Raw genomic sequence first — 15,176 nt, 5'->3', positions numbered from 1 at the left:
GAAGTTTTTTATGATGCGATGGCAAAGTTTGAGGCAGAGGTAGATAACGCAATGGCTAAAGATCCAGTGCGTTACGGCTCTTTTACTCGTGCTTATATCGATGCCACTATCAGTCTGGGCGAAAAATCTCAAGAAGAATTCGATAGCCAAGCGACGTTATACGTGTTGATGCTGGGTGATAGTGAGCTGCGTGAACGGTGGGCTAAGTGGTCAAATGAGCAGTTAAAAAAGCATGAAAAGACTGATGGTGGCGAAACACTATGCATGGCGCGTTTGGTCGCTGATGGTATTTGGCTCTCTGACTTTTCGGGGATTAATATCTCGGATAAAAAATCCTTACGTGAGCGTTTAATAAAAATGACGCAACTTGAGAGGTCATGAAACCTGATCTTCAAGCACTTCATTAAAGAAATGACCTTAGCAAGGTATGCAAAGAAAAGACGTAAACATAAACTCTATGTTTAAAACTGAAACCATGACGATATGACTTAATAAGAGTGTTCTTTATAGCACCTTACCAGTCGTCAGAAGGAGTATCCCATGACAGCGACAAACACAAAAAATAAATTAACAGATATTATCAATTTAGAACAAGTACAAACCGCTTATATCAATGGTCGTTATCTGGCTGTTGATGACGCCTTGTCTACTTTTGAAGATATCAATCCAGCGACGGGTGAGTTACTGGCGACCGTTCAGCAAACGACCAATGAGCAACTCGATGAGGCTGTTAAAGCTGCGCAAAAAGGTCAGAAAGTTTGGGCAGCGATGACATCGGTTGAGCGTGGCCGTGTGCTGTTAAATGCAGTCGCTATATTGCGTGAACGCAACGATGTATTGGCACTGCTAGAAACGCAAGACACAGGCAAAGCGTACTCTGAAACTAAGTATGTAGATATCGTCACTGGTGCCGATGTCGTTGAGTATTATGCAGGTTTGGCACCAATGATTGAAGGTCGTCAGATTCCACTACGTGATAGCAGTTTTGTCTATACTCGCCGTGAGCCGCTGGGTGTGGTCGCTGGTATTGGTGCGTGGAACTATCCTATTCAAATCGCGATGTGGAAGGCAGCACCAGCACTGGCTGTTGGTAACGCAATGATATTCAAACCATCAGAAGTAACGCCATTAACCGCGTTGAAACTGGCCGAAATATTTACAGAAGCAGGATTGCCAGACGGTGTATTCAACGTTGTGCAAGGCAACTATAAAGTGGGTGAAGCATTAACTCAGCATCCTGATATCGCCAAAGTATCATTTACAGGTGGCGTACCAACTGGCAAAAAAGTTATGTCGAGTGCAGCCGCATCGTCTCTCAAAGACGTAACACTAGAGCTCGGTGGTAAGTCACCATTAATCATATTTGACGATGCTGATATCGATACGGCTGCTGACATCGCGATGATGGCGAACTTCTATAGTAGTGGTCAAGTATGTACCAATGGTACGCGCGTGTTCGTTCCTAAGGCGATGCAAGCTCAGTTTGAGCAAGCCATTGCAACGCGTGTTGAGCGTATTAAGCTCGGTGATCCTATCGACGAAAGCATCAACATGGGCCCGCTCGTTAGCTTCCCGCATATGGAAAGAGTGCTTGGTTATATCGAGCAAGGTAAAGCCAGTGGCGCACGCGTCCTAACGGGCGGTGAGCGTGTAACGACAGATTCGCTTGCAAATGGTGCATTCGTTGCTCCGACAGTATTCACTGACTGTACCGATGAGATGACCATCGTGCGTGAGGAAATCTTTGGTCCAGTGATGTCGATATTGACTTATGAAACCGAAGAAGAAGTCATTCGCCGTGCCAATGATACCGATTACGGTTTGGCCGCTGGAGTGGTAACTGCTGATTTGACTCGAGCGCATCGAGTCATCGCTCAGATCGAAGCGGGTATCTGCTGGTTGAATACATGGGGTGAGTCAGCAGCACAAATGCCAGTCGGTGGCTATAAGCATTCAGGTGTTGGCCGTGAGAACGGCATCGAAGCCCTTGAGCACTATACACAGACTAAGTCTATCCAAGTAGAGCTGGGTAAGTTTGAATCTGTATTTTAATCACTTGTATTGAGAAAGTTCTTGATCCGTTTTTTAATCAGTAAGCTTGGTTTAACAGGGCTTATTTGCCTTTTTACTCAAAGGTTACTGATAGTAAACGATTTATCTTAAATATTATGGAGCGTTTTATGACAACAACCACACCTGAATATGACTACATCATCGTCGGCGCAGGCTCAGCAGGAAATGTGCTGGCCACTCGTTTGACTGAAGATGCCAACATTAAGGTGTTGCTGTTAGAAGCCGGCCGCCCAGATTATCGCTTAGACTTTCGCACGCAGATGCCAGCGGCACTTGCGATGCCATTGCAAGGAACGACCTATAACTGGGGTTATAAAACCGATCCTGAACCTTATATGAATAACCGCGTCATGGACTGTGGTCGCGGTAAAGGGCTTGGCGGCTCGTCATTGATCAATGGTATGTGCTATATCCGCGGTAATGCCTTGGATTTTGATGACTGGTCTAAAATACAGGGCTTAGAGGACTGGAGCTATTTGGACTGCTTGCCTTATTTTAAAAAATCAGAGAATCGTGATGTTGGCGAGAATGACTATCATGGTGTGGGTGGTCCCGTTGAGATGACTACTTCTAAGCCAGGGGTCAACCCACTGTTTCAAGCAATGATTGAGGCAGGTGTGCAAGCTGGCTATCCGCGTACTGAAGACTTAAATGGCTATCAGCAAGAAGGCTTTGGCCCAATGGATCGTTTTGTGACGCCTGATGGTCGCCGCGCGTCAACGGCACGTGGGTATCTCGACCGTGCCAAAGCGCGTAGTAATATTACGATTTTGACTGGCGCGCTGACCGATGTGATTTTGTTTGATGGTAAGCGTGCTATTGGTGTCAAAGTAGAGCATCAAGGTCAAACCAAAAACTTTCATGCTTCTCGTGAGGTGATTGTCTCCTCGGGTGCCATTGCCTCACCGCAGCTGTTGCAGCGTTCTGGTATTGGTCCTGGTCAATGGCTAAAAGACGTGGGTGTTAATGAGATTTTTGATTTACCAGGGGTTGGTAATAATCTACAAGATCATTTAGAGCTGTATATGCAGTATGAGTGTAAACTACCTGTGTCGATTGCGCCGGCCAATAAATGGTGGAACAAACCTGCCATCGGTGCGGAGTGGTTATTCAATGGTACTGGACTGGGTGCGTCAAATCAGTTCGAAGGTGGCGGTTTTATTCGTACCGATGAGAAGTTTACCCATCCGAATATTCAGTATCACTTCTTGCCATTAGCGGTACGCTACGATGGCCGCAGTGCGGTGAAGTCTCATAGCTTCCAAGCGCACGTGGGCTCATTACGCTCGCCAAGTCGTGGCCGTGTCAAACTGACCTCAAAAGATCCAAGTGCTCATCCGAGTATCTTGTTTAACTATATGTCTCACGATCAAGACTGGCAAGAGTTCCGTGCTGCCATGCGTATCACTCGTGAGATTATGCATCAGCCAGCACTGGATCCTTATCGTGGTCGATCGATCGCACCAACCGATGATCTAGTGACCGATGCGCAGTTAGACGAGTATGTCCGTAATCACAGCGAGACAGCTTATCATCCCTCTTGTACTTGCGCGATGGGTGAAGGCAATGATTCAGTCGTCAATGGAGAAGGACTGGTACATGGTATCGACGGTTTGCGTGTCGTTGATGCGTCTATCATGCCGAACATCATCAGTGGGAATCTAAACGCAACGACTATTATGTTGGCAGAAAAAATCGCTGATAAAATGCGCGGCGTACAGCTACCACGTTCGACGGCAGATTATTTTACGGCCAATGGTGCACCGCTCAGATCGGAACCAATGCGCGCTTATAGTTCTACTGTCTAAACAATGATATTAGCTATTGGACAATGAATAATATAATACTATTTCAATAGAAAGACCTTTCACAGTGAAGGTCTTTTTTATCAGCGTTAAAGTTAAGAAGATGAGTGCTGTTATGGCTACATCTATTTATCGTTTGTCTTGCTATTTCTTATATTACTGATTTAGCAAATTTCATTTATTGGTACTGCTTTGTGCGTCATGCGGTTATTTATATTTTGCATGACTATAATTCATAAGGTTATGACGGACAAAGCAATATCAGACCCTGTTTAATTACCTATAGAGGTCTTTTATGTACAGCTCGCCATCAGAAGATGCGACAAAACCTTTGAGTCTAAATAAAACTGTCTTTTTAGGCTCGGCTATTATTTCTATTTTATTGATAATTTGGACGATTGCGTTTCCAACTTATAGTGAGACATTGTTAAGTTCGAGTATGGCATGGGTATCAGAGAATTTTGGCTGGTATTACATGTTGGTGGTTGCCGCTTATAGCATATTTGCGCTATTTGTTGGTTTCTCCAAGTACGGCGATATCAAGCTTGGGCAAGACCATGAAAAAGCCCAGTTTCCTTTTTTAGCATGGGCCGCCATGCTATTCTCGGCTGGTATCGGTATTGATTTATTGTTCTTTGGTGCCTCTGAGCCGTTGATGCACTATTTGACACCGCATACTGGTTTAGAGCCTGCTAGTGCAGAGGCCATGCGCGAAGCACTCGCGCAGACCTTCTTACATTGGGGGTTACATGGCTGGGGGATTTATGCGCTAATCGGTATGGCGTTGGCGTACTTCGCTTATCGTAAAAACATGCCACTGGCGCTACGTTCGCCGTTGACACCTGTCTTTGGTGAGCGTTTAATCAAAGGCTGGCTGGGTGATAGTATCGATACCTTTGGTGTGGTTTGTACTTTGATGGGTATCGCCACCAGCTTGGGCATTGGGGTATTACAGGCCAATGCAGGATTGACTCATGTCTTCGGTATCGAATCGAGCAAAACAGTTCAGACGATTATTATCGTAGGTGTTGTCGCGGCAGCAGCTGTCTCTGCGATGACAGGTGTAGAAAAAGGCGTACGCCGTCTCTCTGAATTCAATATGCTATCGTCGATATTGCTATTGATTGCGATATTAGTAATGGGTAACACGGTTTATCTACTGAATACCTTTACCCAAAATATCGGACAGTATTTCCAAACCATCATTTTTAAAACTTTTGATGTTTATGCTTATGATGGTCAAGCTGGTGCTGACTGGAAATCAGGTTGGACGATATTTTTCTGGGCGTGGTGGGTTGCTTGGGCGCCGTTTGTAGGCCTGTTTATCGCACGTATTAGTCGTGGTCGTACCTTGCGTGAGTTTGTCTTTGGCGTGATGTTTATTCCGCTTGGCTTTATCTTTGCTTGGTTCTCTATCTTCGGTAACTCAGCGATAGATTTGGTCGCTAATGGCGCCACTGAGCTGGGTGAAATCGCGGTTAATGATGCAGCGATGGGCATGTTTGCCTTGTTTGAGCATTTTCCTTATAGCGATGTTTTATCATTCGCTGGTGTGATTATCGGGCTTATCTTTTTTGTGACCTCAGCGGATTCAGGCGCGTTAGTATTAGCGAACTTGAGCTCAAGAGGCATGACCAATGATACAGATGCTCCAGTTTGGTTGCGCTTGTTTTGGGCTGCAGCTACAGGTTTTATCACCTTAGGACTATTATTTGCTGGTGGCTTTGCCTCGTTACAGTCAGTATCTGTGATTGCAGGTTTGCCATTCTCGCTCATTTTGGTGCTCTATATGGTGTCGATGTGGAGATCATTAAAAGAAGAAGGTAATAAACGTAAGGCTAGTACAATTGGTACGGCTAATGTACTGGACAGTGGTAAGAGCTGGAAAGCGCGCTTGCAACGTATTGTCAGTTTCCCTAGACATGCACAAGTGGAACAGTTTTTACAAAACGTGGTTAGACCTGCCATGACGGAAGTTGAAAAAGAGTTTGCCGCAGGCGGTCTAAAAACGTCTTTGGATATCCGTAATCCTGCACATATTGGACAAGATATAGACCAAGGCGTCGATGAAAGTAATGTTCAAATAGATGGTCTAAAATTGCGAGTTGGACATGGCGACGAAGATGACTTTATTTATGAAGTCAACTTGATTAAAGCTGAGCGTCCTAATTTCACATTGAGCACTTCAACTAAGAATGCAGAGTACTATTATCGTGCCGAGGTGTTTTTGAGCGAAGGCTCGCAAGAGTACGATTTAGTGGGTTACTCTAAAGAACAAGTATTGGTCGATATCTTAAATCAATACGAGCGTCATTTGCAGTATCTACATTTAGAGCGTTAATTGATTTATTAACACGTCCTGAATATCTAAGTAAAAATATTGTAAAAAACGACCCCATAAGTTGAATGCAGCTTATGGGGTTTATTTATGAATAATAAAATAGGCAGCGAGTAGATATAGGGTAAAATCTATAGAGGACAGTGCTAACGTATCAGCAAAGGATAAATTTGTGGCCACATTAAAGTACATTGCTCACTATTCTGAGCAAATCCAAGCTCAGGCGTCGCTACTCATTAGTGAGAACAGGCTGGGTGAGTATCTAGAAAAAAAGTATCCGACTAAGCACCAGATACAAAGCGATAAAATGCTTTATCAATATATCAATGAGATAAAAAACCAATATATGCGCAAAGTGGGACAGCTATCCAATGTCAGCTATAGCAGCAAGTTAAAAGTTCTCAAACATGCGCTGGGTATGCACACCACTCAATCTCGGGTGCAGGGTAGTAAGCTAAAATCGCACAATAGCATCACGGTGGCGAGCTTGTTTCAAGAAGCACCACCTGAGTTTTTGCGCATGATTGTTGTGCATGAGTTGGCGCATTTTAAAGAGCACGACCATAACAAAGCATTTTATCAATTATGCTGTCATATGGAACCAGACTATCATCAGCTTGAATTAGATACATGCTTGTGGCTGCACTGGCGAGAGCTAGAGCGTGTCATCATTTAGACAGGCATAATAATATATTTTTTATTAATATATTTTAGTATATAATATAAAGTATCGCTGATTCTAATGATGATAATAAATGGAGATGATGATGAAACGAATAATTGCCACTACGCTTGCGATAAGTGCTGCCTCATTGATAATGGTGGGCTGTACATCGACCAACGCGATGTCTCAAACAAGCAAAGTCAATCCTAAGATTAAAGAGCCTGCACCGTCGGTGTTGATTAATGTGACGTCGGACAATGCACAGGTTCAGCTCATGTCGATGGTACTTACTATGCAATCAGCACAACAAGGCGCAACTACTCGCGTTCTGCTTTGTGGGTCAGCAGGTGATATGGCGCTGCGCGTGGCACCCGATAGTGTCACAACCGGACAGCCACCTAAAAACATGAGCCCACAAGGTTTGATGCAAATGGTAATGAAGAATACCAATACTAAGGTTGAGGTTTGTGCACTGTATCTACCAGGTAAAGGCCTTGATCAGTCAGCATTGATTGATGGCGTGAGTGCGGCTAATCCAGCTGAGATTGGCGCATTGATGGTAGATGGTACGACTAAAATTATGAGTTTTTAACGCTTTATAAAAAATGCTTTATAAAAACGCTTTATAAAATAGCAAGCAGACTTATCATGCTATGAATAGACAGGATGCGATATCGATTATCGTGTCCTTTTTTTGTAGTAATCATCTGAGCCGCCAGAACTACGTTATAATCTTAGCCAACCCCTATACATTCTAGTTCATAAAAGGTTTTAAGACATGATTAACACCAAGATATATAAAGCCATTTATACCTTAGCTGAAGAGCTGTTAGAAGCGGATCGTATCGGCAATCAAGCGGCATTTGATGGCTTTTATGCAGATCTAAAAGCCATTTGTACTGATAATGAAAACACAGATAAAGACCATCCGGAGCAATGGGAAACACTGGCTGACTTTACAGAGGATTTGGATGAGGCATTGGTTATTTATGACAAAGCGCTCGTAAAAGCAAAGGCGATTAACTCGAAAGATCATCTGTCATCGATTGCTTTTTCTATGGCGGTGTTACAGGTTGAGATGGGTGAAAAAGACGCCGCTATCCAGAGTTTACAGAATGCAAAAATTACTGCCAATAAGATTGAAGACAGAGAGTTTAAAGTTGAGATAGATGAGCTGCTGACCAAGTTATTGGCTGAATAATCTCAATGAAGCAGGAGTGATCTGATATGCAAGACATACCTATTGCGATTATCGGCGGTGGTTTGAGCGGGCTATATGCAGCGTTTTTATTAGAACAAAAAGGCCTCGATTATATCCTGATAGAGGCGCGTGATAGGTTGGGCGGACGTATCGCTGTTGCCAACTCATCTGTCGATTTTGGTTCTAAAAGTGTGGATATCGATGATGATATATCAAATGACGGCTTTGATCTGGGGCCGTCTTGGTTTTGGCCAGAGTATCAGCCGCAGTTGAGCAATCTTATTGACGCATTAGGTTTGCCACGTTTCGTCCAGTTCGAAGAAGGCGATATGATGGTTGAACGTGGTGCCAATGAGTTGCCTATCCGTACGCAAGGCTATCAGAGCTCGCCACCATCTATGCGTCTGGTGGGTGGTATGACTGCTCTAACGGATGCTCTATATGCTCGCTTAGATGCCAAGCGTATCGTCACAGGACAGATAGTCAGGCGCTTAACCAAGACTGATAAGCATGGCGAAAGTCATCAGTATAGCGAAGATAGTCAGCATAGTGAAAATCATCAGTATATAGAAATAGAATGTGAGTATGGCTCTGAACATATCAATGCTGGTCAAACAACCACCCATCGAGTGCAGCATGTGTTACTAGCATTACCACCTCGGTTAGTAGCCAGTAATATCGTATTTGAACCTGCTTTACCGCAAGATTTAGCGATCGAGTGGCAAGAGACGGATACTTGGATGGCACCACATGCCAAGTACATGGCTGTTTATGACTCACCGTTTTGGCGAGATAGTGGTCTCTCGGGGGCAGCACGAAGTGCGATAGGGCCGCTGACTGAGATTCATGATGCCTCATTGGCAACAGGTGACGGGGCTATTTTTGGCTTCTTTGGTGTTCCTGCTCATGTACGCCAAAGCGTCTCAGAGATAGATCTAAAAGCGCATTGCCGCGCGCAGATGGTACGTCTATTTGGTGAGCAGGCAGGTAAGCCAACGGCTGAATATATCAAAGACTGGTCTCAAGACGCATTTACCGCGACCACTGCTGATGCGAGTAGCTCAGGTCAGCATACGGTAGCACCAACGACCAAACCAAAAACAGGCCTGTGGCAAGACAGTCTAACAGGTAGCGCAAGTGAATGGTCAGAGACGTTTCCTGGTTATATTGCTGGTGCCATTGACGCGGCAAACAAAGCGGTCCAAGAGTTACCTACTAGTATTTTACGCTAGTAATGGTCGACGAATAAGCTCTTTATTCGAGGTTTTAGTTTTTTCAACGTAAATGGACTAAGGCCTGTCCTCATTTCAAAGACATCTAAGACACGTTCTAACCATTTAGCTCATGAGTACAAATGAGCGGTTAGTTATGCAAAATATCGGAACTACGTTTTTCAATATCCTTGAACTGCTTGCTTTCTCTGATTAGTGTTGAAAATTTTGATTTTTTGCTAAACGCTGAGAATTGTTTATTCTGCATCTTGAGATGCTCTTCTTTAGATATCGCTTCTTTAACCGTTAAAGTTGTACCACTGGAAAAAACAGGTGCAGATGACCCCATTTGAAAAACTTCTGAGCTCATAGGTAATATAGCCAGCGTAGAAGTCATGGGTATCATGGTTGATGTGAATACTACGACACTTAGTAATAGCTGATGATTGCTATGAGTAAATTCTATCTTCATTATCATGCTCCCTTTTGCATAAATAATAGTGTGCGATATCAACTCTCTTTATGACAGATGATATCGCTATCAATCATGATTGACTGGATTAAGAATGACGGTTGGTCTTATATAGCGTGTCTTTTGTATTGTGGTCAGCGGTGTCTTTGGTTGCTCTAGAGGGTTGCTGTACTGTTGAGTTTTTGATCGTTGATTTGTTCGTTGTTGATTTCTTTGATGTGTCTGTTTTTGTCTTTACCGTCTGCTTTTTATCATTGGCCTGCTGAGTGTTTTTAGTGTCTCTGGTGGCGTTATTGTTTTTGGTGCTATTGGTAGCTTTCTCTTGTTGCTTAACCGTCTCTTGGCTTGTCGATTTATTTTTTTGCTTAGAAGAGTCGTTTGTATTGTTTTGCTTGTGGATTTGATACTGTGAGCTGTCATGTAAAGCAGCACTTGCTGGTACTGTCATGACAACGCAAGTAGAGGCGGCTAATATTAGGGCGTGTCCTCATTTTAAAAATGGTGATAAAAATGAGATAAATTGCCGTCAAACAAGGAAAATAGCGCAGATAATATCGAGATATTAGTCAGCTATTTGACGCCGTTTGGCAAGATTTAGCTATTTTTAACCCATTTAGATAACTATCGATTGAATTGAGGACATGCCCTAGGCTGATGACTGTTTTTTTCATTATAATTTCCGGTTGGATTAAAATACTGTAGTGATGCTTCATATCTTCTATAGAAGAGATGATAAATGATTGCAATGTTACGTATATTTATGAAACTTAAAGAAAGGTAACGACTGCCATCAAGTATCGCTTGATATTTTAGGACGCGTCATTAATGTGGTCTATAATTATCTAAATGGGTTAAAAATGGCTAAACTGATAACAGTTAGGTTTCTCAATACGTGCAGATAAGCTAAGATACAGCTCCTTAACAATTAAAATGTCATATCTGTATCGGGTGATACACAACAAGCCACTTTTAGTGGCTTATTTATTTGTTAAAAATAAATAGATTAGACCGTTAGTTTAGACTTTGCACTATCGAGATACTTAGATTGTAGATAAGCATAAATAATTACTAATGGCTAAATACACTCAAAGGAGAATATACATGTCCGTGCATGAATCATTATTAAATGAAGTCAAACAGTGGCGTAAACAGATACATAGCCAACCAGAACTAGGGTTTAAGGAGTTTAAAACCTCGTCATTTATCGTTGATAAATTAGAGTCTTTTGGGATTGACGTTCACCAAGGATTGGGCGGAACGGGCGTTGTCGGTACATTAAAAAACGGTACAGGGCCTACCATCGGTATACGAGCTGATATCGATGCCTTACCCATCGAAGAACAAAGTGACGTTGAGCATAAATCTACCCATGCAAACTGTATGCACGCTTGCGGTCATGACGGCCATACCTCAGTGCTGCTTGGTGCCGCAAAGCATCTGAGTGAAAATAAAAACTTTAGCGGTACTATTCACTTTGTGTTTCAACCTGCTGAAGAAGTCTTAGGCGGTGCCAAAGCTATGATTGATGATGGTCTATTTGACAAGTTTCCGATGGATGCTATTTATGGGCTGCATAACTGGCCAGGTCTGCCTGTGGGTCAAATCGCTGTGAATGATGGACCGATGATGGCGTCTTTTGATACGTTTGAGATTACGCTAACGGGTAAAGGTACGCATGCTGCCATGCCGCATCTCGGTGCTGACCCCATTGCAGCGGGTGCGGCATTAATCACTAATATCCAGTCTATTGTCTCTCGCCGTGTATCGCCGTTGCAGTCGGGCGTCATCAGTGTCACGCAGATGAACAGTGGTGATACGACCAACGTTATCCCTGACATTGCTATTCTAAAAGGTACGGTTCGTAGTTTTGATATGGATGTTCGTCAGTCGCTACAAGACATGCTCACAGACATGGTGACGACGTTGCCACCACTATATGGCGTGACAGGTGAGATGGATTATCACATTCGCTATCCGGTAACTACTAACGACAGTCAGGCTTATCTTGAAATAAAAGAAGCGGCTAGTAAAGCCCTAGGCGCTGACAAAGTGAATACCGAGGTAGAGCCATCAATGGCTTCCGAAGACTTTTCATTCATGAGTCAGGTGATCAAAGGCGCGTATTTTTGGTTGGGGGTGGATGGTAGCACGCCGTCTAAACCTTTGCACAATGCGTCTTATGATTTTAATGATGATGCGATCGAAACAGGTATTAAAGTATGGATTTCTTTAGTGGAGTCTGAATTGCCAAAAACTGCGGCGGCAACTTAAGCCCTAAATAAAAAATAACATCATTATGTAGAACCAAATGTAGGACTGACCATAAACCTTAAAAGGAACTGATATGAGTAATAATAGCGTGCTGTCGCCGACGATGACCAAGCACCTACTTGACTGGAAGCTGCATTTACTAGCGATCGCTGTGTCACTACTGGCGGAGTGGATAGGTATTATTAAAATCCCTATCGGCATAGGCATACTGGTATTGCTGCCTTTACTTTATGCTTTTATTTTTGCAATTCTATTAAACCCAAATGTCATTCCTTCAATGAAGGCGGTCATCACTAAGAAACGTGCCAAGTTTGCCAGCTATGCCATCTTATTAAGTATCATGCCGTTTATTGCAAAATTCGGCGTGGGTGTCGGTCCTAATATCGAAGAAATCATAGCTGCAGGTCCAGCCTTATTATTACAAGAGCTCGGTAACGTAGCGACTGTACTGATCGCATTACCTGTTGCGGTACTGGTCTTTGGTATGGGCCGAGAAGCTATCGGTGCCACGCACTCGGTGGCCCGCGAACCTAACGTTGCTTTGATTGCTGATAAGTATGGACTCCAAAGTCCCGAAGGTATCGGTGTCATGGGTGTCTATGTGATGGGTACGTTGTTTGGCGCGATTTATTTTTCATTGATGGCAGGTATCATAGCCTCTATGGACATGATGGATGTGCGAGCACTGGCAATGGCCTGCGGTATTGGTAGTGGAAGTATGATGGGTGCCTGTTCAGCAGCGCTAGCAGAAACGGTGCCTGATCAAGCTGAAACCATTACCGCATTTGCCGCGACATCTAACTTACTCACTTATGCCACTGGATTGTTTGTTAGCTTATTCGTTGCGCTACCTTTTACAGAGTTTTTATACAAGGTGGTTAGTAAGTTCAAAAAGAACAATGCCGATGCGACCACCGAGACAGATTTTGGTGCGGTGATGGAAGAGCCTGCCGTACTATCGATGGGACAGTCGTTTATTTTGCTAGCGGTGATATGCGTGGTACTGCTACTGAGTAATTGGGTAGGACAGGGTGTCGATCCGCTTGATGGTTTGCCTGCCATGCTTATTTTGTTTACCTGCTGTGTGGTCGGTATGCTATTGAAACGCTTAGTCCCGTTTAATGTGCCTGCTATCGCATGGATATCGATTGTGGCTATCTTAATTTCTTTACCGCAGTTTCCGTTTAATGACTATGTGTTGGAAGAAACAGCCAAGATGGGTGTGTTGCAATTATTGACACCTGTACTTGCGTACGCTGGTTTTGCTATCTCGCAAATGGAAGTGGATTTATTCAAAAAATCTGGATTTAAGATTGCAGTGGTTGCGATACTGACCTTTACGGGTACGTTTATCGGGTCGGCTCTGATTGCGCAAGTTATGTTATAGCAACCTCTACCATGTCAAAGTCGCTCGACCAAAATGCTTATTATGATAATATCTTACATTCATTGACCTTTATGGCCTGTAGATATTATACGATTGAATAATCACAATGTAAATTATAATAAAGTAAAATTTAACTCGTATTTGGGCACTGTATTTTTATAGTGTTTTTACCTCTACTCAAGCCCTTCTCAGAACAAAAAAAACTATGTTTGTTCGTTGAGAATCTATTCTTATTACGTCTGCTATGGTCGTTTTTGAATTTCTACGTATTGTTTCTACTGCTTATTCTCTGCATAATATAAGGAGATTACTGTTCTAATCTCTGCATATCTCTGGGGAACGTATGAAGCATACTACTTATATTCATGAGCACTCAAATTGGACTGAATGGCAATGGTCGGACAAAAAGCTATTGCCACTCGTCAGTCGGGTGCGAATATTACAAGGTCGTTTATTAGGAAAATTGCTCACGCTAGGGTTTGAGTTAAATGTTGAGGCGCAATTAGATGCTGTGACTTTAGAGATTGTCAAAACCTCTGAGATAGAAGGGGAGTCTCTAAATAACGATCAAGTGCGTTCCTCAGTTGCGCGGCATTTAGGGCTGGATAATGCCAGTATGCCAACCACTACTCGTGAGATCGATGCCGTGGTAGAGATGATGCTAAGTGCTACCTATCGTTATCAACAGCCGCTATTGTTAGATGATTTACTCGGATGGCATCGAGCATTATTTCCAGATGGATATAGTGGGCTTTATCGTATTCAAACAGGTAGTATCCGTGATGATAGTCATGGGCCAATGCAAGTAGTGTCAGGAGGGTATGGTCGTGAGCAGATTCATTTTGTTGCCCCCAGTGCAGATAGGTTGCCAGATGAATTAGACAGATTTTTATTATGGTTCAATACTTCGTCAAATGTGCAAGACGATATAGATTTGGTCATAAAAGCAGGTATTGCTCATTTATGGTTTGTGACTTTGCATCCATTCGATGATGGAAATGGACGACTAACACGAGCACTCACAGAACGAATGCTGGCAAAAAGCGATAACAGTGCCCAACGCTTTTATAGTATGTCAGCGCAAATCCTTAAACAGCGTAATGACTACTACAAAATACTAGAGCGTACGCAAAAAGGTGATAAAGATATCACGGATTGGTTGGTGTGGTTTTTGCAAACGCTAGAGCAATCCCTCATTGTAGCTCAAGAAACTACAGATAAAATTATCAGTAAGGCGGGCTTTTGGCAGACGCATCGACAGCATGCTTTGAATGACAGGCAGGTGAAAATGTTAAATACTTTGCTGACTGATTTTTATGGCAAACTTACCACTAAAAAATGGGCAACTATGACCAAATGCTCTATAGACACGGCACTACGAGATATCAATGATTTAATAGAGAAGGGTATGATGCGAAAATCTGTAGCATCAGGACGCAGTACGAGTTATGAGTTGGTTTTATGATAAAAATAATATTTTTTAATTCTGCTATGATAGCAAAAAGTTATTCGAATAAGCTGTAATAGAGACAACTCATTCAGTGGCCTAATATCAGGTGTCTAAAATTAGTTGACCACTACAGATAGTTATCGAAGTTATAATACGTTAGGTGTAGGCAACTTGATAGTCATGTAGCTGACTCATGTGGATTCGACTATAGCCCCAAATACAATATAACATCATCATCTCGATATATAGTCGACTCTAAATAAGGGGCTGTAGTAGATAAGCACTATGCTAGACTACTTTTATG

The 15,176-nt window shown here is 42.9% G+C and carries 12 protein-coding genes and 1 pseudogene; 11 read left to right on the top strand and 2 right to left on the bottom strand.

All coding sequences use genetic code 11. The features are described 5' to 3' along the window. From ACT3RN_RS10065 to ACT3RN_RS10030, 8 genes and pseudogenes are all read left to right on the top strand, one after another. Nucleotides 1–381, top strand: a pseudogene (locus ACT3RN_RS10065) (TetR/AcrR family transcriptional regulator); the annotation flags it as partial. Nucleotides 382–540: 159 nt separating this feature from the next. Continuing rightward, nucleotides 541–2,052, top strand: coding sequence for a betaine-aldehyde dehydrogenase (betB, locus tag ACT3RN_RS10060; RefSeq protein WP_225739292.1), 1,512 nt, complete (start codon nt 541–543; stop codon nt 2,050–2,052). Between the two features lie 128 nt (nt 2,053–2,180). After that, nucleotides 2,181–3,881, top strand: coding sequence for a choline dehydrogenase (gene betA, locus ACT3RN_RS10055; RefSeq protein WP_192520385.1), 1,701 nt, complete (start codon nt 2,181–2,183; stop codon nt 3,879–3,881). A gap of 292 nt (nt 3,882–4,173) precedes the next feature. After that, a complete protein-coding gene (gene betT, locus ACT3RN_RS10050) occupies nt 4,174–6,219 on the top strand; it encodes a choline BCCT transporter BetT (protein WP_192520384.1) in 2,046 nt (681 codons plus the stop codon). A gap of 169 nt (nt 6,220–6,388) precedes the next feature. Then, nucleotides 6,389–6,892, top strand: coding sequence for a M48 family metallopeptidase (locus ACT3RN_RS10045; RefSeq protein WP_192520383.1), 504 nt, complete (start codon nt 6,389–6,391; stop codon nt 6,890–6,892). Nucleotides 6,893–6,983: 91 nt separating this feature from the next. After that, on the top strand, nt 6,984–7,472 hold the full coding sequence (locus ACT3RN_RS10040; RefSeq protein WP_192992233.1) for a hypothetical protein: 489 nt from the start codon (nt 6,984–6,986) through the stop codon (nt 7,470–7,472). Nucleotides 7,473–7,658: 186 nt separating this feature from the next. Next, nucleotides 7,659–8,081 carry a tetratricopeptide repeat protein gene (locus ACT3RN_RS10035; protein WP_192992234.1) on the top strand — a complete coding sequence of 141 codons (423 nt, stop codon included), beginning with the start codon at nt 7,659–7,661 and terminating at the stop codon, nt 8,079–8,081. 26 nt (nt 8,082–8,107) lie between these two features. Further along, the gene (locus tag ACT3RN_RS10030) at nt 8,108–9,313 is read left to right on the top strand and encodes a flavin monoamine oxidase family protein (protein WP_192992235.1); all 1,206 of its coding nucleotides are present in this window, start codon (nt 8,108–8,110) and stop codon (nt 9,311–9,313) included. Between the two features lie 130 nt (nt 9,314–9,443). Here ACT3RN_RS10030 and ACT3RN_RS10025 read toward each other — a convergent pair whose 3' ends face one another. Next, complete coding sequence (locus ACT3RN_RS10025) at nt 9,444–9,764, bottom strand: hypothetical protein (protein WP_192992236.1); 321 nt, start codon at nt 9,762–9,764, stop codon at nt 9,444–9,446. Nucleotides 9,765–9,852: 88 nt separating this feature from the next. Further along, entirely contained in the window at nt 9,853–10,212 is a 360-nt protein-coding gene (locus ACT3RN_RS10020; protein WP_192992237.1) for a hypothetical protein, read from the bottom strand. 653 nt (nt 10,213–10,865) lie between these two features. Here ACT3RN_RS10020 and ACT3RN_RS10015 point away from each other — a divergent pair. The 3 genes from ACT3RN_RS10015 to ACT3RN_RS10005 all read left to right on the top strand — a co-directional run bounded on the left by ACT3RN_RS10015 (nt 10,866) and on the right by ACT3RN_RS10005 (nt 14,887). Then, nucleotides 10,866–12,035 (top strand): M20 aminoacylase family protein, encoded by a 1,170-nt coding sequence (locus ACT3RN_RS10015; RefSeq protein WP_192992238.1) that lies wholly within the window; start codon nt 10,866–10,868, stop codon nt 12,033–12,035. A gap of 73 nt (nt 12,036–12,108) precedes the next feature. Further along, nucleotides 12,109–13,422, top strand: a complete 1,314-nt coding sequence (locus tag ACT3RN_RS10010; RefSeq protein ID WP_192992239.1) for a DUF3100 domain-containing protein — start codon at nt 12,109–12,111, stop codon at nt 13,420–13,422. Between the two features lie 343 nt (nt 13,423–13,765). Further along, nucleotides 13,766–14,887, top strand: a complete 1,122-nt coding sequence (locus ACT3RN_RS10005) for a Fic family protein (RefSeq protein WP_192992240.1) — start codon at nt 13,766–13,768, stop codon at nt 14,885–14,887. Nucleotides 14,888–15,176: the final 289 nt, after the last annotated feature.

Source organism: Psychrobacter sp. AOP5-GZ1-6 (assembly GCF_052376345.1).
GTDB lineage: Bacteria > Pseudomonadota > Gammaproteobacteria > Pseudomonadales > Moraxellaceae > Psychrobacter.
Note: the sequence above shows the minus strand (reverse complement) of the source record. Positions and strands in the feature narration are given on the sequence as shown.

Excerpts from the sequence above, each read along its gene's own strand:
- betB (WP_225739292.1), top strand. The coding sequence starts at position 541 with ATGACAGCGACAAACACAAAAAATAAATTAACAGATATTATCAATTTA.
- betA (WP_192520385.1), top strand. The coding sequence starts at position 2,181 with ATGACAACAACCACACCTGAATATGACTACATCATCGTCGGCGCAGGC.
- betT (WP_192520384.1), top strand. The coding sequence starts at position 4,174 with ATGTACAGCTCGCCATCAGAAGATGCGACAAAACCTTTGAGTCTAAAT.
- ACT3RN_RS10040 (WP_192992233.1), top strand. The coding sequence starts at position 6,984 with ATGAAACGAATAATTGCCACTACGCTTGCGATAAGTGCTGCCTCATTG.
- ACT3RN_RS10035 (WP_192992234.1), top strand. The coding sequence starts at position 7,659 with ATGATTAACACCAAGATATATAAAGCCATTTATACCTTAGCTGAAGAG.
- ACT3RN_RS10030 (WP_192992235.1), top strand. The coding sequence starts at position 8,108 with ATGCAAGACATACCTATTGCGATTATCGGCGGTGGTTTGAGCGGGCTA.
- ACT3RN_RS10025 (WP_192992236.1), bottom strand. The coding sequence starts at position 9,764 with ATGAAGATAGAATTTACTCATAGCAATCATCAGCTATTACTAAGTGTC.
- ACT3RN_RS10020 (WP_192992237.1), bottom strand. The coding sequence starts at position 10,212 with ATGACAGTACCAGCAAGTGCTGCTTTACATGACAGCTCACAGTATCAA.
- ACT3RN_RS10015 (WP_192992238.1), top strand. The coding sequence starts at position 10,866 with ATGTCCGTGCATGAATCATTATTAAATGAAGTCAAACAGTGGCGTAAA.
- ACT3RN_RS10010 (WP_192992239.1), top strand. The coding sequence starts at position 12,109 with ATGAGTAATAATAGCGTGCTGTCGCCGACGATGACCAAGCACCTACTT.
- ACT3RN_RS10005 (WP_192992240.1), top strand. The coding sequence starts at position 13,766 with ATGAAGCATACTACTTATATTCATGAGCACTCAAATTGGACTGAATGG.